Genomic DNA, 19,551 nt, shown 5'->3' with positions numbered 1-19,551 from the left:
TGCAAAGGTATTTTCTAAAATCAACATATTTACTTTTGGATCACCGTAACTTCAAGCTAGATAAGCCAATTAAGACTAGAAGGATGGTAATGATCCAGAAACGCACAACCACTTGCGTTTCCTTCCAACCACCCAATTCAAAATGATGATGCAATGGCGCCATTCGGAAAATGCGACGACCCTCTCCAAAATGTTTTTTAGTGAGCTTGAACCAAAATACTTGCATCATTACCGAAACAGTTTCAGCAACAAAGATGCCGCCCATCACAAACAACACAATTTCTTGACGAACAATCACAGCGATGGTGCCAAGGGCTCCGCCCAAAGCAAGTGCGCCCACATCACCCATAAATACTTGCGCTGGGTGTGTGTTAAACCAAAGGAAGGCTAAGCCAGCACCGCCCATAGCTCCGCAGAAAATCATGAGCTCACCAGCGCCCGGTATGTAAGGGAAGAGGAGATACTTTGCATAAATCGCATTACCCATCACATAAGCAAAAGCACCCAAAGCAGCACCTACCAAGATCACCGGCATGATGACAAGACCATCGAGGCCATCAGTCAAGTTCACTGCATTACTGCTGCCTACGATTACTAAATAGCTCAAAATAATGAAGCCCATCACACCCAACGGATAACTCACTTCTTTCATGAAGGGCAGCAGCAAGTTGGTTTTTGCAGGCAGATCTAAAGCAAATCCACCTCTTAACCATTCATAAAATAATTGCAATACTTTTAGGTTATTTACTTCAGAAACGGAGAATGCAAGATAGATAGCGGCAAATAAGCCAATTAGTGTTTGCCAGAAGAACTTCTCTCTTGAAGCCATGCCTTTAGGATCTTTGTAGACCACTTTGCGATAGTCATCTACCCAACCAACTAAACCAAAACCAAAAGTCACAATCATCACAATCCAAATAAATCGATTGCTGAGATCGGCCCACAACATGCATGAGATAAAGATACCGATCAAAATCAAAACACCACCCATAGTTGGGGTGCCCGATTTCACTAAATGGGTTTGTGGTCCATCTGCGCGGACTGCTTGACCCATTTTCAGGGCGCTTAATTTACGAATTACCCAAGGTCCCGCAGCTAAACCAATCAATAATGCAGTCACCGTTGCCATCACGGCTCTGAAAGTGATGTAGTTAAATACCCGGAAGAATCCGAAATCATCTTGCAACCATTGCGCCAATATTAAGAGCATGTTTTAGCCTCCTCTAACAAGGCCTGCACTACACGCTCCATGCGCATAAACCGTGAACCTTTAACCAAAATATTTAAGTGTTGATTGCTACCGCTAGACTGGGCATGCAAAGCATCTCTTAATTGCATAATGAGACTATCTATATCGGCAAAATGAGTTGCATTAGATACAGCCGCACTATTACCAACAACTTCATTAAATCCCTGAAGAGCAAATTGGCATTGCTCCCCCAAAGCAAATAGTTTTGAGATTCCTTGCTCAGCAGCATAGGCACCAACTTCACGATGGAATTCGGGACCCTGATTACCAACCTCACCCATATCACCCAAAATCAACCAAGATAAATTACCCGATTGCTTTAAAGCATCGATAGCGGCTCTTACGGAATCCGGGTTAGCGTTATAGCTATCGTCAATTAAAGTGTTATTTGAATCAATCACTTTTGCCTGCATACGCCCATTTACTGGCGAGAATGCTTCAAGACCCTGCTTAATCTTTTCAAGACTTACACCTGCCGCGATACCAACCGCACTCGCAGCCAAGGCATTGCGAACATTGTGACTGCCCAAAGTATTTAATTGAACTTCGATAGCCCCTCGTTCAGTTTTAATCTGTACATGCCCATTGCTTAGCAAACTTCCGGTCACAGCAGCCGCAACCTTAGACTGAGCAGACAACAAAACAAAATCAATCACTTTTCGACCTGCAGCAGCCTGGCGCCAAACACTTGAAAATTCTGAGTCTGCTGGGAATACAGCAATACCATCAGCTGGCAAAGCACGAATAGCATCTGAATGCTCTTCTGCTACCGCCGCAACCGTAGCCATGAACTCTTGATGCTCGCGCTGGGCATTATTAATTAATGCAATATTTGCCTGCGCAATGGCTGCTAACTGCGCTGTTTCACCAGGATGATTCATGCCGAGCTCAACTACAGCAAGGCGATCTGTTGCACGCAATTTCAACAGCGTTAACGGCAAACCAATATCGTTATTCAGATTTCCTTTAGTAACCAAAGTATTTTGTTCGCCCACTGCGGCTTTAAAAATAGAGGCGATCATCTCTTTTACGGTGGTCTTACCATTGCTGCCAGTAACCAACGCCAAAGGAATGGGGTGATTTGTCCGCCATGCTTTTGCTAAATTTCCCAAACCAACACGCGTGTTTGAAACGCAAATAGCAGGTAAATCAGGCGGGCATTTATCTTGCGCACTAATAAGGGCAGCACTAGCCCCTGCCTTAGCCACATCGGATAAAAAGTCATGCGCATCAAAGCGCTCGCCAACTAAAGCGACAAATAATTCGTTACGATCGATCTGGCGACTATCAGTACCCACTCGAGAAACAGAGATTTCCTGGGCAGCTTGCGCAGAAATATTCAGTAATTTACTTCCAGGCAACATTACCTGTGCTTGTGCAAGGGTGGTCATGATAGACATCAGACTCCACCTCCAGCGGCTAAGCGAATATGCTCTTGATCAGAAAAATCAAATTTCTTGCCATTGATTTCTTGAGTAGTTTCATGACCCTTACCGGCAACCAGAACAATATCGCGGGCATCCGAATGACGAATTGCGGCCATGATGGCGGCCGCACGATCGGCAATAATTTGAACGTTCTGCGCATCCTTGCTAATACCACTGCGAACCATCTGCATGATAGCCTGTGGATCTTCAGAGCGAGGATTGTCACTTGTAATCAGAATATGGTCGGCATTACGCTCTGCGACAGCACCCATTAGCGAACGCTTACCAGCATCGCGATCACCGCCACAACCAAAGACACACCAAATTTTTCCACCGCGCTGCTCAGCAATAGGTCGTAATGCTTGTAAGGTTTTCTCTAAAGCATCTGGGGTATGCGCGTAATCCACAACTGCTAACAAGCCCTCTTTCTTTTGAGATTTACCCAAAGGAATTAACTCCATACGACCACGCACTGGATTTAATTGGCTCACTTTTTGAGCGGCTACTTCCAAGCTCATGCCCTGTGAAAGTAATGCCGTCCACACCGCAAGCGCATTACTTAAATTAAATTCACCTAGCAAAGGAATATGCAATTGAGCGCTTCCCACTCCATCAAAAATGAAGCTTGCGTTGTAACCCGCTCCACTCAGTAGAATATCTTTTGCATAAATACGAGATAAACGGTCACCGAATTTTTCAAATCTTTGGAACGCGGATTGAGACAATGCATATGCCCAGACCTTCAAACTCTCTTTTGCCAACAAGTTCATGGCAAGCTCACGACCAAAAGCATCATCCAAGTTAATCACTGCGTGCTCAAGGCCGGTTTGCTGAAATAACTTAGCCTTTGCCTCGGCGTAATCAGCCATGCTGCCGTGGTAATCCAAATGATCCTGCGTCAGATTCGTAAATACCGCACAGTGAATATTTGTTCCAGCGACTCTCTCTTGATGCAAAGCATGCGAAGATACTTCCATCGCGACTTGTTTAGCTCCAGCGCTGCGCAACTCTGCTAACTGCGTTTGTAATTTAGGTGCATCTGGAGTGGTATAGCCAGTTTGCACCAATGCGCCAGGGAACCCGGTACCTAAGGTGCCCAAAACTGCAGTGTGATGACTGCTAGTATCTAAAGCCTGGGCTAACCATTGCGTGATGCTAGTTTTGCCATTAGTGCCAGTGACACCAATGATTTTTAATTCTTTGCTCGGATGACCATACCATTGCGCACAAAGCTCACCTGCTTTTGTAGCAAGATGTTCAACCGCAAAACATTGTGGATGATCTAAATACTGCTGATCCGTACCCGCTGGATCGAAGACCACTGCGGCTGCACCACTCTCTAATGCCGCTTCAATAAATTGACGACCATCACACAAGGCGTTGCCGTGACCTACAGGGTAGGCAAAAAAGATATCGCCAGACTGAATCTGGCGACTGTCCGCACATACTTTTGCGGAGGAGTTCGCTAAAGTATGTAAGTGGTCAATCAAATGATTGGTGTCTATTTTCAAATCCACCCTCATCGCTTCAAAACCACATGTTGAGCGTGTGCAGCTGCTGGCCGAATTTCCTCTGGGGCTTTATCTTCCAACACCATTTGCTTAACTTTGTTGTCTGGCAAGACATTCAATGAACGGAGCGTCTCTCCAACAATTGTCGAGAATACGGGTGCCGCAACATCACCACCGTAGTGACTTCCACCAGTAGGCTCATCAATCATTACCGCAACCACAATACGTGGAGCACTAATGGGGGCAAGTCCAGCAAAGTAAGCGCGATAAGAATTGCCATATCCTTTGCCAACTAATTTATGGGCAGTGCCTGTTTTTCCGCCAACGCGATAACCTTCAGCCTGCGCTTTGACTGCAGTTCCCCCCGGCTCAGTAACCGCCTCCATCATGTTGCGCATTTCAATAGCCGTTTTTGGTGAAAGCACTTTAACGCCTGGCTTGAACTCAGGACTACGCTCAATCGTCAGGGGAACTAATTCACCATCACGTGCAAAAACTGTGTATGCGCGCGCCACCTGAAAGAGTGACGCAGAAATACCATAGCCAAAAGCAATACGGGCTTGATCAGTAGGCATCCATTTTTTGAAAGGATGTACCGTGCCCGCAACAGCACCAGGGAAACCAATTTTTGGCGCTTGGCCAAAGCCAACTGCGGTATATAAATCCCACATTTCTTCGGCAGAAAGATTATTCATGGCAATCTTTGCAGTACCAATGTTGCTAGATTTTTGAATAATTTGTGCAACCGTTAGATTCCCATAGGGATGCGTATCGGTAATTGGCTTTGGTCCAACTAAATAACTCGCACCAATCACCATATTAGTATCTGGCCTGATAGCGCCTTTTTCTAAAGCAATTGAAATTGTTAACGGCTTGATAGTTGAGCCAGGCTCAAAGGTGTCAGTCAATACGCGATTACGCAATTGCTCGCCAGTTAAGTACCTTCGATCATTTGGGTTGTAGCTTGGGTAATTTGCCAACGCCAAAATCTCACCAGTTTGGGTATCAAGCACTACTGCACCGCCTGCTTTAGCGTGATGTTGCTCTACAGCATCTTTAACGGCGTTATAGGCCAAGAACTGTATCTTGCTATCAATGGATAGGTTTAAGTCTTTTCCATTTTGTGGCAACTGTAAGATCGCAACATCCTCAACAACGCGACCCAAGCGATCAACTACTACTCGTCTTTGACCAGGGTGACCAGCAAGCTCATTCTCACGAGAAAGCTCCATCCCTTCTTGACCTTTGTCATTCACATTTGTAAAGCCAACCACGTGTGCCATCGCCTCACCTTCTGGGTAGAAGCGACGATATTCATTATTTAAACCAATGCCAGGGATCTCTAGCTGTTTAATTTGCTGCGCTACAACTGGATCTACTTGACGCTTTAAGAAAACCTGCTTGCGCTCTTCTTTCAACTTTTTACGCAGATCAGATTCGCTCATTTGCAAAAGACTTGCCAATTTCTGCACTTTGTCTGCGGCCAAATCATCAGGAACGGTGTCGTTATAGGCAATGACCGACTTGGCTTCCAAGCTCGTTGCAATCACTTGGCCGTTACGATCCAAAATTTTTCCGCGACTAGCGGGGAGCTCCAATTCGCGCTGAGTTCCACGCACGCCTTTAGCTTCATAGAACGCATTTCCTGGACCCTGAATCCAAAATGCGCGTAGCAGTAACATCATGAATACAAAGAACAAAAGGAATAGCATCAAACGAGACCGCCACATTGGCAGGCGTAAAACTAAATTTGGCGTAGTGGAGAAGCCAACCGGTCTCATTTTGCCTCCTTCAAATACAAGGTGCGCTCAGGAGAAATCGGAGACATATGTAATTGATTGCGAGCAACGTCGCGAATACGTGCAGACTTCGATAAATTCCGCTGTTCATACTCTAAACGCAACCAGTCTTGATTTAACTTACGCTCTTCTATCTGCGCGCGCTCTTGAAGGATGAATAATTTTCGCGCACGCTGCTGAGCCGCAACCAGAGATAGCGCGCAAATTAATAGCAATGCGAGCAGAGTCAAAGTAGCGCGATTCATGCGGATACTCCCATGCGCTTTTCAGCCACACGCATAATTGCAGAGCGGGCACGAGGATTCTCAGATATCTCAGCATCGCTTGGCTTAACTCGACCAATAATTTCGAGGGCGCTTTGTGGCAAGTCTTTTTCGCGTACCGGTAACCCACGGGGTACTTCGACTTTTGCATGCGCTTGCATAAACTGCTTCACGATACGATCTTCTAACGAATGAAAACTAATCACTGCAAGTCTTGCGCCGGGCTTTAATAACCTCAGGGCCGCCTTCAAACCGAGCTCCAAATCTTCTAACTCGCGATTAATAAAAATACGCAATGCTTGAAAGGTTCTTGTTGCGGGATCTTGGCCAGCTTCGCGCGTGCGCACTACGCTTGCAACTAGGCTTGCCAACTGAGTAGTCGTTTTAGGGGAAAGGCCCTCTTCTCGCTTAGCCACAATGGCTTTTGCGATCTGAAATGCAAAGCGTTCTTCTCCGTAAGTCTTAATCACGTGAGTGATTTCCTCTGGTGACGCCTGCTCCAACCACTCTGCTGCGGTTAAACCATGATCGGTGTTCATGCGCATATCGAGTGGTCCTTCTCGACGAAAAGAAAATCCCCGATGCGCTTCGTCCACTTGGGGCGAACTGATTCCCAAGTCCAACAAAATTCCATCGACTGATTCCACCTCTGCATACTGATCCATGTGTGCAAAACTGTCGTGCACAATCTTTAAACGTGGATCGTTGATTTTTTGCGCCACTGCAATCGCATCCAAATCTTTGTCGAAAGAAATCATACGTGCCGAAGGATTCAACTCCTTGAGCAAAGCTTGTGTATGACCGCCGCGCCCGAAGGTTCCATCGATTACCAAAATTTTGTTTGCTGCACTTTGATTTTGAATCAGCGGAACGCCAACTAGCGCTGTCACCGCCTCGGCCAGTAATACTGGGCGATGAGTTATGTTCATGGCACCCTGTCATCAAAAATTAAATTGCTTGAGTGCTTCAGGCATGCCTTGCGCAATCGCAGCCTGTTCTTTTGCAGCGTATGTAGCCGCGTCCCACAACTCCAAGTGACTTCCCATGCCGAGCAAAATCACTTCTTTTTCGATTCCGGCAGCAGCGCGCAACTCTGGACTTACCAGTACACGACCAGCACCATCCAAATCTATTTCCGCAGCGTTACCTAAAAAAATACGGCGCCACCAATGGGCATCCATCGGAAGTTGTGCAACTCTTGCTCTAAAGGTTTCCCACTCTGGACGCGGGAAGAGAAGCAGGCAGCCGTCGGGGTGTTTTGTAAGCGTGATTCGGCCCTCACCCTGTACCAACAAGGCATCACGATGCTTAGCCGGCACAGACATGCGGCCTTTTGCATCTAAATTGAGAGCTGACGCACCTTGAAACACCATTTACCCCACTTTTTCACACTTCCTCCCACTTTAGAGGATCACACCAAGAGGGTCAAGTGTTTTTAGGAGTTTTTTTAGGAATTTCTCTAGTGTTTACAAACACTTAGCGTCATGTGTTGAGAAAATGGTGATAATAAAATAGCTACTTGAAACAACGGCTTGGAAAATATACTTAAGAATAGATCTTAGCTATTGAGCTAGATAATGGCTAAATATACTGTAATTAAAAACAGTAATGCTTAAGAAATCCACCAACAATTAATCAGAAATTGATTTTGAAAATTAAATCAGATTTCTGTCTTAAATTTTATAAGCAGTAGTGGTCATTATCTTGGACATCGCCTGCATTATTTTTTGAATGGGTTCTGGCAAATTTGCACCGCCAGCATTTTTTGCGGCTTGTCCGTGAGCAATTTCATCAACGCGCATTTGATCCACAATTGCACGAGATCGCTGATCTTCTTTTGGTAATTTTTCGAGATGACTTTCCAAGTGATTCTCGACTTGTTTTTCTGTTTCAGTAACAAAACCTAAACTCCACTTATCGCCCGCTAAGCCTGCTGCCAAGCCAATTGCAAAGGATCCCGCATACCAAAGTGGATTGAGATAACTGGTGTGTGATCCGAGCTCTTGAAGACGAGTTTCACACCAAGCGAGGTGATCCATCTCCTCTTGTCCGGAGTGATCCAACATCTCCTGAATTTCTGAATTTCGAGCAACTAATTTTTGCGATTGATACAACGCTTGCGCACAAACTTCACCCACATGATTGACTCGCATGAGTCCTGCTGCATGTTTGCGCTCGTTAGCATCCAAACCGGAATTACCCCCAAAATCAGATCCTGGCGTGGGTCTATGGGCATGAGCACCACCGACCACCGACCGAAGGGCGGTATCAAACTCCAGAATGAGGCGATCTATCGGGGACATGCGCGTGGAAAACTAAACCAAAACCTCTGCTTTGCAGCTTTGTTTGGTCTTTAAACCCAACTCTGCCAAGAGCTCACGGTCTTGTTCTGCCTCGGGATTACCGGTAGTGAGTAGTTGCTCACCATAGAAAATAGAGTTAGCTCCAGCCATAAAGCACATAGCCTGAACCGCCCTACCAAGCTCCTGACGACCAGCAGATAAACGTACGCGGGCTTTAGGCATCGTGATCCTAGCAACCGCAATCGTTCTCACAAACTCCAGTGGGTCTAAAGGCTTTTGCTCAGCTAAGGGTGTACCGGCTACCGGCACTAGATGATTGATAGGAACGGATTCTGGGTAGGGGCTCAAATTTGCCAAACGGGCCAAAAATGCGGCGCGCTGCTGTCTAGACTCGCCCATACCGACAATACCACCACAACAAACCGACATGCCGGCGGCACGGACATTGGATATCGTATCCAAACGGTCTTGGTAGCCTCTGGTTGAGATCACTGAACGATAAAAATCTTCGCTGGTATCTAAGTTATGGTTATAAAAGTCTAGGCCAGCCTCTTGCAGTGCCTGGGCTTGATCTGCCTCCAACATGCCTAAGGTGGCACAGGTCTCCAGACCCAAGGCTTTTACGCCCTTAATCATGGCAGTCACTTTTTCAATATCGCGGTCTTTGGGTTCGCGCCAAGCGGCACCCATACAGAAACGGTCAGACCCAGCGGCTTTAGCAGCTTTGGCAGCCTCTAAGACCTCCTCTAAGCCCATTAACTTCTCAGCCTTAACATCGGTGTCATAACGAGCAGCTTGCGGGCAATAACCACAATCCTCAGGACAGCCGCCCGTCTTAATTGACAGCAAAGTAGCTAATTCAACATCACCTTCTGGGAAATAGGCTTTATGAGTCTCTTGAGCCCTCAGCATCAGCTCATTTAAAGGGAGTGCAAATAAGGCTTCAATTTGAGCCACTGACCACTCGCCAGATGCCTCGCCCCCTGCATTTACGCCCTGATGCAAATCCGCTTTAGATTTGAATTGGGTTAAGGGTATTTCGACGGTTTGAGTGTCCTGCATGGGTAAATTCCAGAAAATAAGGGGATTCAAGACATAAACATAACAGATACAGGTCTGAATTTGGAAAAACTAGTGGTCAAATATCAAACATGAAGGTTATTTCTGATTTAAATCAAGCCCCTCTCGTTGATCGCAGCCTTGCAGCCGTTTGGCACCCATGCACTCAGATGAAACAGCATGAGTCCTTTCCGCTGGTTGCCATTACAAAAGGTAAGGGTGCTTGGCTCTATGACGAAAACGGAAAAGCCTTACTCGACTCCGTTAGTTCTTGGTGGACCAATTTATTTGGTCACTCCAACCCACGCATCAATCAAGCCATTACCGCGCAACTCGAAAAAATTGAGCATGTGATGCTCGCCGGATTTACGCATGCGCCCGTAGTAGAGTTATCTGAAAAACTGTCCGCACTCACCAATCACCATTTAGGCCACGTCTTCTATGCTTCCGATGGTGCGTCTGCAGTAGAAATAGCGCTCAAGATGAGTCACCACTACTGGCAACTCAATGGCAAACCACAGAAGAAAAAATTTGTTTGCTTAGAGAATGGCTATCACGGAGAAACACTTGGTGCATTAGCAGTGACGGATGTTGCTATTTTTCGGGAAGCCTATGGATCGCTCTTGCAAGATGTATTCACGATTGCATCACCTGATGCACGCAAAGCAAAAGCTGGTGAGAGCACAGAAGATGTAGCAAGACATGCAGCAAAACAACTCGAAGAATTATTTGTAAAAGAACATGGCAATATTGCCGCCATCATTGTCGAACCATTAGTGCAGTGCGCAGGGCAAATGGCCATGCATTCCCCTAAATATCTTCGTTTAGTCAGGGATTTATGTGATCGCTATGAAGTGCATTTGATTGCAGATGAGATTGCAGTGGGCTGCGGGCGGAGTGGCAAGTTCTTTGCCTGCGAGCATGCTGGTATCTGGCCAGACTTCCTAACTCTCTCCAAGGGTATTAGCGGTGGCTATCTTCCGCTATCCCTTTGCCTTACCACTGACATGATTTACCAAGCTTTTTATGGTGATCAAATCCAGCAAGGATTTTTGCATTCTCATTCTTATACCGGCAACCCACTAGCCTGTGCTGCTGCACTAGCTTGTCTAGAGATTTTCGAAACTGACAAAGTATTAGAAAAAAATATTGAGCGCTCAAAAGATCTAGCAAATGCGTTTGCGTGGGCAAAAACGGATTCACGTATTGAGCATTGGCGCCAACAAGGAATGATCTTGGCATTTGATATTAGGCATGAATTTCTTAAAAATCCTAAGATGTTTGCGCGAACCATGTTCTCAAACTGTTTAAGCGAGGGTGTATTGATTAGGCCAATCAGTAATACTGTGTACGTCATGCCACCGTATATTTTGTCTCCACTAGAAACTACGCAACTAGGTAATGCTGTGCAAGCTGCTCTTGAGAAAACCTTGGTATGACGAAAACATATCAGGCCTTAGAGTTAGCGCAAGAGCAAATTGCAAAACTTGAGTCGCAATTACTCAAACGCAAACTCAGAGCAACAGAATCTCCATGCGATACCAAAGCTTGGGTTGATGGACGCGAGCTGAAAGCGTTTTGTAGTAATGACTATCTAGGACTAGCAAACCATCCTGAGTTAATTCATGCACTTGCTGAAGGCGCTCAGAAGTATGGGGTAGGCAGTGGCGCCTCCCACCTCATTAGCGGCCACAGCAGGGCTCATGAGCTACTTGAAAACCAATTAGCCTCTTTTCAAAAGCAATACATTCCGAATGCGCGCGCCCTATTTTTTAGTACCGGCTATCTCGCCAACCTTACCGCCATCACAGGTCTAGCGAGACTTGCGCCGCAAAAATCTACTAGCATTTATTCAGCCAAGCTAAACCATGCTTCTTTAATTGATGGCATTCGTTTAGCAGCTGCTCAGACTCAAGCAAATGTCGCGCTATTTGATCATACGCAACTTGACTCATTAAATGAATTACTGAAAACAGATCAACATCCACTAAAGATCATTGTTACCGATGGCGTCTTTAGCATGGATGGTGACCTCGCTCCAGTAAAAGAATTATTAAAACTTGCTGAGCAATACGATGCGCTGTTACTTGTGGATGATGCTCATGGTTTCGGAGTATTGGGCAAACACGGTCATGGCATTTTGGAGCAAGAGAATATTTGCTCTGAGCGCATTATTTATATTGGCACCCTTGGAAAAGCTGCAGGCGTCAGCGGCGCCTTTGTTTGTGCACAAGCCACTTTTATTGAGTGGCTCATTCAGAAGGGTCGCCCTTTCATTTACAGCACTGCAACGCCACCTGCGATAGCACATACACTCTCAAAAAGCTTGAATATCATTGAAGGGGACGAGGGCAGCAATCGCCGCACTCAACTCAATAAACTCATTCGCATCTGGCAAGATGAAATGCAATTTACTCAATGGGAAAAGGTGTCTTCTTGTACTGCCATTCAGCCCGTCATTTTGGGCAGTAATGCCAATGCCCTGCTCGCCGCTAAGTTACTAGATGAGGCAGGTTATTGGATTCCTGCTATTCGTCCTCCTACCGTACCCAATGGCAGTGCAAGATTACGCATTACGTTCTCTGCTAACCATAGCGAAGCAGATGTGCGTCAACTAATTGATACCTTAAAGGTCATTGAGCAAATAGTCATTCAAGAGGGTTCTCATGAGTAAGACCACAGGCTTCTTTGTCGCCGGTACAGACACCGAAGTTGGAAAAACCTTGGTGAGTGGCGCTCTCATTCTGAAATTGCGCGAACAGGAAATGAATGTGATTGGCTTTAAACCAGTCGTTGCTGGAACTTATCAAGATGCACAAGGCCACACTCTGAATGAAGATTTAGAAACACTGCGCATCGCCTCAAACCTTAACTCCACTGAATTAAGTTTGTGTCCTTATGTATTAGAGCAGCCAGCGGCTCCCCATTTGGTAGCCGCGCAACAAGGTCTGAAACTTGAAATTAGTCTGATCTTGCAGAGTTTTCGGAATGTTCAAAATCAAGCAGATTGCGTTGTGGTTGAAGGTGCCGGTGGTTTACTTATCCCCCTAAATGACCGGGAAGATTTGGCGACTTTTGCCCATGAAATTAAATTACCCATCATCTTGGTGGTCGGTATGAAATTAGGTTGCATCAATCACGCCCTCCTGACCTATGAGGTAATCAAAGCGCGCAACTTAAATATTGCAGGATGGGTAGCTAATGCCCTATCCACAGAAATGCCTTTGCTTGAAGAAAATATTCAGACTCTGCAAGCCAGAATAGACACCCCATTTTTAGGCCTTATTCCAGTACTTCCAGAAGAACTCAAAAAGGCCGATAACAGCCCATATTCAATTGAAGCCTTAGGTTTTGCTGCAAAGCACATTCAACTACCCAGCAATTAATTTGCGGTAATTTAGCCCAAAAGGCATATCCAAAGACTTTCGGATAAGATGAAGGGATGCATTTATCCCCAGAAATTATTGACTCCGCGGAAGCTATTCAAGAAATTCGACGCAATATTCATGCGCATCCTGAATTGCGTTTCGAAGAAAATCGCACTGCTGATCTAGTTGCAGAAGCGCTTTCTAGCTGGGGAATTACAGTCTATCGCGACATGGGGAAAACGGGTGTCGTAGGTCGTTTAGATGGTGACTTAGGTCCCGGAAAAATGATTGGTTTGCGCGCTGATATGGATGCGCTTCCATTGCAAGAGCACAACAACTTTGCTCATGCTTCAACAAACCCCGGAAAAATGCATGCTTGTGGACATGATGGTCATACCGCAATGTTGCTTGGTGCTGCACAGTATTTATCAAATCACCGCGACTTCAAAGGCACGGTGATTTTTATTTTCCAGCCAGCAGAAGAAGGTGGTGCTGGTGCGAATGAAATGATTAAGGATGGACTTTTCAAAGAGTTTCCATGCGACGCAGTATTTGGATTACATAATTGGCCCGGCTTGGCAGAAGGTCACTTTGGAGTGACCTCCGGCCCAATGATGGCTTCAAGCAATACTTTTGAAATTACCATCACCGGCAAAGGTGGTCACGCCGCCCTACCCCACAATAGCGCAGATCCAGTATTGACAGGCGCCCAAGTAGTGCTTGCATTACAGAGCATCATTACACGCAATAAGCGTCCTGTAGATGCTGCTGTTTTATCGATTACGCAATTTCATGCTGGCGAAACAAGTAATGTCATTCCGGATAGCGCCTTCATTGGTGGTACGGTACGTACATTCACTTTAGAGGTCTTAGATTTAATCGAGCAACGTTTACGAGAAATTGCTCATAGCGTTGCAGGCGCGTTTGATTGCCAAGCAGAAATTGCGTTTTCTAGAAATTACCCGCCCCTCATCAATCACGCCAACGAAGTGGCATTTGCAACCGAAGTCATGAGTGAACTGGTTGGCAAGCAGAATGTGAATGCCTCAATCGATCCTACGATGGGCGCGGAAGACTTCGCGTTTATGTTGCTAGAAAAGCCGGGCTGTTACGTATTTTTAGGCAATGGAGACGGCGATCATCGCTCGGTAGGTCATGGCATGGGCCCATGCCACTTACACAATCCCTCTTACGACTTCAATGACTCTTTGATTCCAGTCGGCGTGAGCTATTGGGTCAAACTAGCTCAACGCTTCCTAGAAAAAAACTGAGTTCTTTCAAACTTTCTCTTCGGCTATTAAATTAAGAGTTGGTAAATTTGGCTGGGCGTTTTTCCATGAATGCAGCCATACCTTCTTTCTGATCATTCGTTCCAAAGCAAGCATGAAAGAGGCGGCGCTCAAAATGAATACCTTCAGACAAAGTGGTTTCATAAGCAGTATTGATACTTTCTTTTACCATCATTGTGGTTAACAAAGGCATATCTGCAATTCCTTTGGCAATTGCTTTAACTTCTTTCAGCAAATCTGCTTGTGGGAAGATCCTTGCAACCAAACCAGAGCGCTCAGCTTCAGCGGCATCCATCATGCGCCCCGTCAAAGCTAGATCCATCGCTTTTGCTTTGGATACCGCGCGAGGCAAACGTTGTGTGCCTCCAGCCCCAGGAATGATGCCTAACTTCACCTCAGGCTGTGCAAACTTCGCGTTATCCGCTGCCATGATCGTGTCGCACATCATGGCCAACTCACAGCCGCCGCCAAGCGCATAGCCAGAGACAGCAGCAATTACAGGCTTACGTACTTTTTTGATCTCTTCCCAATTGCGGGTAATGAAATCACCGCGATAAACATCCTTCAAACCATACTTAGCCATTGAAGCAATGTCCGCCCCAGCAGCAAATGCCTTTTCACTGCCAGTAACGATCATGCAACCAATATTGTCGTCCGCGTCAAATGCTAATAATGCAGCGCCAAGCTCCTCCATGAGCTGGTCGTTCAAAGCGTTTAACACTTCAGGGCGATTCAAAGTTATGGTGGCAACCTTACCATCCACTTCAGTCAAAATAGTTTTGTAGCTCATGAATTTCTTTCGGTGAAAAGTATTAATTAACGTGGCAACAACAACCACATCCTGCCATTTTGTTTCATACGACCTGCTATCTCTCCAGCAGCATCTCCGGATCCCCAATAGTAGTCCGCTCTGACGCCACCCACAATTGCTTTGCCCGTATCCTGCGCCATCACCAGCTTTTGCAAAGGCTGACTACTTAATGGTTTGGTGGCCGCTAAAAAGACAGGCGCGCCCAGTGGCAAGGCTTGTAAATCTACTGCAATACTGCGCTCAGCTGTGAGCGGAACACCGAGAGCGCCATTAGGGCCTAAATCAGCAGAGACATTGCTAGGTAACTCTTTAAAGAAAACAAAACGGGGATTGGCGTTCAGCATTTCATTTACTTGGCCGGGATTTCTTTTGGCCCATTGTGAAATGCCTTGCATCGTTGCCTCACTGCGTGTGATTTCTTTACGATCAAGCAACCACTGAGCAAAGGATTTAAAAGGCTGATCATTAGTGCCCGCAAAACCCAGACGCAGGATGCGTCCATCCTCAAGACGAATTTTTCCAGAGCCTTGAATTTGCATAAATGCTGCCGCTACTGGATCTTGCACCCAGGCAATTTCAGAACCCTGCAAGACACCAGAACTCATTAGCTCGGCACGGCTTGGGCCTGGGGTAGGTTTTGATTTGCGCCAAGCATTAGGGTAGCCGTAGAGCGGCACGTTATAAGTACTCGTACGAGTTTGTGAGCCATTCATTAACGGCTCGTAATAGCCCGTGATTAAGCCCGTGTCACTACCGGAGCTATTGCGAATTTCATAAGCTTGAAAATTATTTTCAAAATATGTACGAATAGCCTGCGTATCACGGCTAGATACATTACCAGCCTGGGTACACACTGAACGCCAGTTCACATCACCACTTTTTTTGTGCAAGGCTTCACAACTTTTTAACCATGCAGGCCAGGCTTGAGATAAATCGTCATCTTGCCATCCAGGTAAAGCCTGCCAAGAGACAGTACTAAAGCTTGCAATCGAAGATTTATAGCTTGATGGCGAAGCGCCGGAACCACTTGAACGATATCCCGTACCCCGAGTGGGAGGCGTAGAGCATCCAGCAATCAAGCTAGCCATGAGAATAGCGAATACACTTAACGGAACTAATTTAAATTTAGAAATCATGATTGCCAATTTACTCGATGAATACCCAATGCTACTGTTTGCTTTCGAAGGCGCCGTGGCCTTAGGGCTTTTGTTATTTATTGTCCTTTGGACGGGCAAGGGCAAAAAATAGTATTCCCGCTACCCTACGTTAATGCAGGGTACGTGGCATTACCAGGGCAAACTCTGGGATAGGGGCCTGAAAGAACTGGGCATCCTCAGTCACGCAGAAATACTCCCCGCGCATCGTTCCGGCCGGAGTGGGCAAAGTTGCCCAGCTGGTGTACTCAAAATGCTCTCCAGAGCGTAATAGCGGTTGCTGCCCAACAACGCCGAGGCCTCGGACCTCCTGGACATCGTTATCCCCATCCGTAATGAACCAATGTCGGGCAATTACCTGAATACTGGCAGTCCCCGCATTGCGGATAGTTACCGTATAAGCAAAGGCAAATTGGCGGTTATCGGGGTCAGATTGCTCAGGAAGGTACTGGGCTTTGACGGTAATGCTCATTTCGTGGGGATTCATGGACGAATTCTGCTCTATCCTAAGGCCAACTGCAAGCTAGAATCTAGGGATGGAAAGCCAAAAATCATCCTCAAATAGTCAATTTGTTATTGCCCCATCCATTTTGTCGGCTGACTTTGCCTGCCTTGGCAAGGAAGTTCAGGACGTTTTAGTGGCAGGCGCTGACTGGATTCACTTTGATGTGATGGATAACCACTATGTGCCCAACCTCACCATTGGCCCGTTGGTTTGTGAGGCGATTCGTCCTTATGCAAATAACGATGGCAAACCTGCGGTGATCGATGTGCATTTAATGATCGAGCCGGTAGATCGTATCGTCCCTGACTTTGCCAAAGCAGGTGCCAATTTAATTAGCTTTCATCCCGAAGCAAGTCCTCATGTCAACCGCACATTGAACTTGATTCGCGATCAAGGATGCCAAACGGGTCTCGTTTTGAATCCAGCTACACCACTGGATCATCTCGATCACACTCTGGAATTACTCGATCTGGTTTTGCTGATGTCAGTCAACCCAGGCTTTGGTGGCCAGTCATTTATTCCGAGCACCCTTAATAAAATTGCTCAAGTACGCACACGCCTCGATCGCTACCAGGCTGAAACTGGTAGACATATTCGTCTTGAGGTAGATGGTGGAATCAAAGTCGATAACATTGCAGAAGTAGCGCGAGCAGGCGCAGATACTTTTGTTGCAGGTTCTGCAATTTACGCACAAGAAAATTATGCAAAAGTAATTCAAGCAATGCGCACTGAATTAGGAAAGTCAGGAAAAGCATAATGCAGCTTGAAGAATTTAACGCCCTAGCAAAGCAGGGTTTCAATCGTATTCCCCTGGTCAAAGAAGTTCTGGCAGATCTAGAGACTCCGCTATCACTCTACGTCAAGCTGACTCAAGCGTTTGGCAAGACCAATACCTACTTATTGGAGTCTGTTTTAGGTGGCGAGCGTTTCGGCCGCTTCTCCTTTATTGGCCTGCCGGCCAGGACCATTGTCAGAACTGTTGGCACCCCTTCAATACCAGTCAACGAAGTAGTGACTGATGGAAAAGTAGTTGAGACAAATACTGATAATCCACTCGATTTTGTGGATGCTTATTTCAAGCGTTTTAAGGTGGCTTTACAAGCTGACATGCCCCGCTTTTGCGGTGGTCTTGCCGGCTACTTTGGTTATGACACCGTTCGCTATATCGAGTCACGTTTAGCCAAAAATCAACTAGCAGATGAATTAGGTGTACCTGATATTCAGCTCATGTTGACTGAAGAGTTGGCAGTGATTGATAACGTTGCTGGCAAAATTTATTTGATTGTTTATGCAGATCCGAGCATTGCTAATGCTTTTGAAAAAGCACAAGATCGCTTAAAAGAATTACTCGCCTGTCTTAGTAAGCCAGCAAATATGCCGGCATCTTTACCAAGCACTAAAACTGAACTCATTCGTAAATTCAAAGCAGCAGATTTTGAAAAGGCAGTGCTCAAAACTAAAGAATATATTTTGGCTGGCGATTGTATGCAGGTAGTCATCGGTCAGCGTATTAGCAAGCCATTTACGGACTCACCATTAGCTCTCTACAGAGCTTTGCGTTCGCTCAACCCATCGCCATACATGTACTTCTATGACTTTGGCGATATGCAAATTGTTGGCTCATCTCCTGAGATTTTGGTACGCCAAGAAAAACGGGCTGCCGAAAAGATTGTGACTATCAGGCCACTAGCCGGCACCCGTCCTCGCGGAGCCAATCCAGAAGAAGACGAGCGTTTAGCCAAAGAACTCTTGGCTGATCCCAAGGAAATTGCTGAGCATGTGATGTTGATTGATTTAGCCCGTAATGACGTGGGCCGCATTGCCAAAACCGGCTCAGTCAAAGTTACTGACTCCATGTCTATTGAGAAGTACTCCCACGTTCAGCACATCGTGAGTTCAGTGGAGGGCCATCTTTTGGACAATATGAGCAATATGGATGTATTGCGAGCGACCTTCCCGGCTGGCACCCTATCAGGCGCGCCAAAAATTCGAGCGATGGAAATCATCGATGAGATGGAAATTGTGAAGCGTGGTGTTTATGGTGGTGCAGTAGGTTACCTGTCTTTCTCAGGTGATATGGACGTGGCCATTGCGATTCGTACCGGCGTGATCCGTGACGGCATACTCCACTCCCAGGCAGGTGCTGGGGTAGTGGCTGATTCTGATCCGACTGCTGAATGGAAAGAAACGGAAGCTAAGGCTCGCGCGGTATTGACGGCAGCAGATTTGGTACAAGGAGGACTTGATGCTCCTAATGATTGATAACTACGATTCTTTTACTTACAACCTCGTTCAATACTTTGCAGAACTTGGTGAAGAGGTGAAAGTATTCCGCAATGATGAAATTGCGGTGGAAGAGATTGCTAGACTGAATCCCGCGCGTATTTGTATCTCACCTGGGCCATGCAGCCCCTCTGAGGCAGGTATTTCAGTCGCAACCATCAAGCGTTACGCAGGTCAAATTCCGATCCTAGGGGTTTGCTTGGGGCACCAAGCTATCGGCGAAGCATTCGGCGGCAAAGTCATTCGCGCCCAAAAAGTCATGCATGGCAAGACCGACAGCATTCATCACACAGGTGTGGGTGTATTTAAGAATTTGCCAGATCCATTTAAGGTCACTCGCTATCACTCACTGGCTATTGAGAAAAGCTCTCTACCTGCAATGCTAGAAGTGACTGCCACTTCATCTGATGGTGAGATCATGGGTGTACGCCATAAAGAGCTCGCGGTTGAGGGTGTGCAATTTCACCCAGAGTCTATTCTCTCTGAGCACGGCCACGCCTTACTCAAGAATTTTTTACAAAACAAATAAA

Annotated in this window: 19 protein-coding genes; 7 read left to right on the top strand and 12 right to left on the bottom strand. The window is 46.3% G+C overall.

The genetic code is table 11. The features are described 5' to 3' along the window. Window positions 1–40 precede the first annotated feature (40 nt). The 9 genes from mraY to bioB all read right to left on the bottom strand — a co-directional run bounded on the left by mraY (window position 41) and on the right by bioB (window position 9,614). Window positions 41–1,210: a phospho-N-acetylmuramoyl-pentapeptide-transferase gene (gene mraY, locus ICE90_RS02235; RefSeq protein ID WP_216190722.1), complete on the bottom strand. Its 1,170-nt coding sequence runs from the start codon at window positions 1,208–1,210 to the stop codon at window positions 41–43. After that, on the bottom strand, window positions 1,201–2,649 hold the full coding sequence (gene murF, locus ICE90_RS02230) for a UDP-N-acetylmuramoyl-tripeptide--D-alanyl-D-alanine ligase (protein WP_216190721.1): 1,449 nt from the start codon (window positions 2,647–2,649) through the stop codon (window positions 1,201–1,203). Before murF ends, mraY begins: the two co-directional genes overlap by 10 nt. Further along, complete coding sequence (locus ICE90_RS02225; protein WP_216190720.1) at window positions 2,649–4,199, bottom strand: UDP-N-acetylmuramoyl-L-alanyl-D-glutamate--2,6-diaminopimelate ligase; 1,551 nt, start codon at window positions 4,197–4,199, stop codon at window positions 2,649–2,651. Before ICE90_RS02225 ends, murF begins: the two co-directional genes overlap by 1 nt. Continuing rightward, window positions 4,196–5,968 (bottom strand): penicillin-binding protein 2, encoded by a 1,773-nt coding sequence (locus ICE90_RS02220; protein WP_215321356.1) that lies wholly within the window; start codon window positions 5,966–5,968, stop codon window positions 4,196–4,198. Before ICE90_RS02220 ends, ICE90_RS02225 begins: the two co-directional genes overlap by 4 nt. Continuing rightward, window positions 5,965–6,231: a cell division protein FtsL gene (gene ftsL / locus ICE90_RS02215; protein WP_072583399.1), complete on the bottom strand. Its 267-nt coding sequence runs from the start codon at window positions 6,229–6,231 to the stop codon at window positions 5,965–5,967. The genes ICE90_RS02220 and ftsL overlap by 4 nt, the downstream gene beginning before the upstream one ends. After that, on the bottom strand, window positions 6,228–7,178 hold the full coding sequence (gene rsmH, locus ICE90_RS02210) for a 16S rRNA (cytosine(1402)-N(4))-methyltransferase RsmH (RefSeq protein WP_216190719.1): 951 nt from the start codon (window positions 7,176–7,178) through the stop codon (window positions 6,228–6,230). Before rsmH ends, ftsL begins: the two co-directional genes overlap by 4 nt. 12 nt (window positions 7,179–7,190) lie before the next feature. Next, entirely contained in the window at window positions 7,191–7,619 is a 429-nt protein-coding gene (gene mraZ / locus ICE90_RS02205) for a division/cell wall cluster transcriptional repressor MraZ (protein WP_216121756.1), read from the bottom strand. 303 nt (window positions 7,620–7,922) lie between these two features. After that, on the bottom strand, window positions 7,923–8,552 hold the full coding sequence (gene coq7, locus ICE90_RS02200; protein ID WP_216863817.1) for a 2-polyprenyl-3-methyl-6-methoxy-1,4-benzoquinone monooxygenase: 630 nt from the start codon (window positions 8,550–8,552) through the stop codon (window positions 7,923–7,925). 12 nt (window positions 8,553–8,564) lie between these two features. Next, window positions 8,565–9,614 carry a biotin synthase BioB gene (bioB, locus tag ICE90_RS02195; RefSeq protein WP_216190718.1) on the bottom strand — a complete coding sequence of 350 codons (1,050 nt, stop codon included), beginning with the start codon at window positions 9,612–9,614 and terminating at the stop codon, window positions 8,565–8,567. Window positions 9,615–9,703: 89 nt separating this feature from the next. Here bioB and bioA point away from each other — a divergent pair, with 89 nt between their 5' ends. Genes bioA through ICE90_RS02175 form a run of 4 tightly spaced genes read left to right on the top strand, consistent with a single transcriptional unit; the run spans window position 9,704 to window position 14,250 of the window. Further along, window positions 9,704–11,050, top strand: a complete 1,347-nt coding sequence (gene bioA, locus ICE90_RS02190; protein WP_215321353.1) for an adenosylmethionine--8-amino-7-oxononanoate transaminase — start codon at window positions 9,704–9,706, stop codon at window positions 11,048–11,050. Further along, window positions 11,047–12,285 (top strand): 8-amino-7-oxononanoate synthase, encoded by a 1,239-nt coding sequence (gene bioF, locus ICE90_RS02185; RefSeq protein WP_216190717.1) that lies wholly within the window; start codon window positions 11,047–11,049, stop codon window positions 12,283–12,285. The genes bioA and bioF overlap by 4 nt, the downstream gene beginning before the upstream one ends. Continuing rightward, a complete protein-coding gene (gene bioD, locus ICE90_RS02180) occupies window positions 12,278–12,997 on the top strand; it encodes a dethiobiotin synthase (protein ID WP_216190716.1) in 720 nt (239 codons plus the stop codon). The genes bioF and bioD overlap by 8 nt, the downstream gene beginning before the upstream one ends. Window positions 12,998–13,053: 56 nt before the next feature. Next, window positions 13,054–14,250: a M20 aminoacylase family protein gene (locus ICE90_RS02175; RefSeq protein WP_216190715.1), complete on the top strand. Its 1,197-nt coding sequence runs from the start codon at window positions 13,054–13,056 to the stop codon at window positions 14,248–14,250. 31 nt (window positions 14,251–14,281) lie between these two features. On the opposite strand, the gene ICE90_RS02170 is transcribed toward ICE90_RS02175, so the two are convergent. The 3 genes from ICE90_RS02170 to apaG all read right to left on the bottom strand — a co-directional run bounded on the left by ICE90_RS02170 (window position 14,282) and on the right by apaG (window position 16,720). After that, a complete protein-coding gene (locus ICE90_RS02170; RefSeq protein ID WP_215321349.1) occupies window positions 14,282–15,058 on the bottom strand; it encodes an enoyl-CoA hydratase in 777 nt (258 codons plus the stop codon). A gap of 26 nt (window positions 15,059–15,084) precedes the next feature. After that, the gene (locus ICE90_RS02165) at window positions 15,085–16,215 is read right to left on the bottom strand and encodes a murein transglycosylase A (protein ID WP_216190714.1); all 1,131 of its coding nucleotides are present in this window, start codon (window positions 16,213–16,215) and stop codon (window positions 15,085–15,087) included. A 130-nt stretch (window positions 16,216–16,345) separates the two neighbouring features. After that, entirely contained in the window at window positions 16,346–16,720 is a 375-nt protein-coding gene (gene apaG / locus ICE90_RS02160) for a Co2+/Mg2+ efflux protein ApaG (protein ID WP_215321347.1), read from the bottom strand. 49 nt (window positions 16,721–16,769) lie between these two features. Between apaG and rpe the strand changes: the two genes are divergently transcribed. Genes rpe through ICE90_RS02145 form a run of 3 tightly spaced genes read left to right on the top strand, consistent with a single transcriptional unit; the run spans window position 16,770 to window position 19,550 of the window. Continuing rightward, complete coding sequence (rpe, locus tag ICE90_RS02155) at window positions 16,770–17,495, top strand: ribulose-phosphate 3-epimerase (RefSeq protein WP_216154351.1); 726 nt, start codon at window positions 16,770–16,772, stop codon at window positions 17,493–17,495. Then, complete coding sequence (gene trpE, locus ICE90_RS02150) at window positions 17,495–19,000, top strand: anthranilate synthase component I (protein ID WP_215321345.1); 1,506 nt, start codon at window positions 17,495–17,497, stop codon at window positions 18,998–19,000. Before rpe ends, trpE begins: the two co-directional genes overlap by 1 nt. Beyond that, window positions 18,984–19,550 (top strand): aminodeoxychorismate/anthranilate synthase component II, encoded by a 567-nt coding sequence (locus tag ICE90_RS02145; protein WP_215321344.1) that lies wholly within the window; start codon window positions 18,984–18,986, stop codon window positions 19,548–19,550. Before trpE ends, ICE90_RS02145 begins: the two co-directional genes overlap by 17 nt. The last annotated feature ends 1 nt before the right edge of the window (window position 19,551 follow it).

Origin of the sequence: Polynucleobacter sp. AP-RePozz3-80-G7, from assembly GCF_018882145.1 — a bacterium.
Classification (GTDB): Bacteria; Pseudomonadota; Gammaproteobacteria; order Burkholderiales; family Burkholderiaceae; genus Polynucleobacter.
The sequence above is the reverse complement of the archived record's forward strand: the minus strand, read 5'-3'. Positions and strand labels throughout refer to the sequence as shown.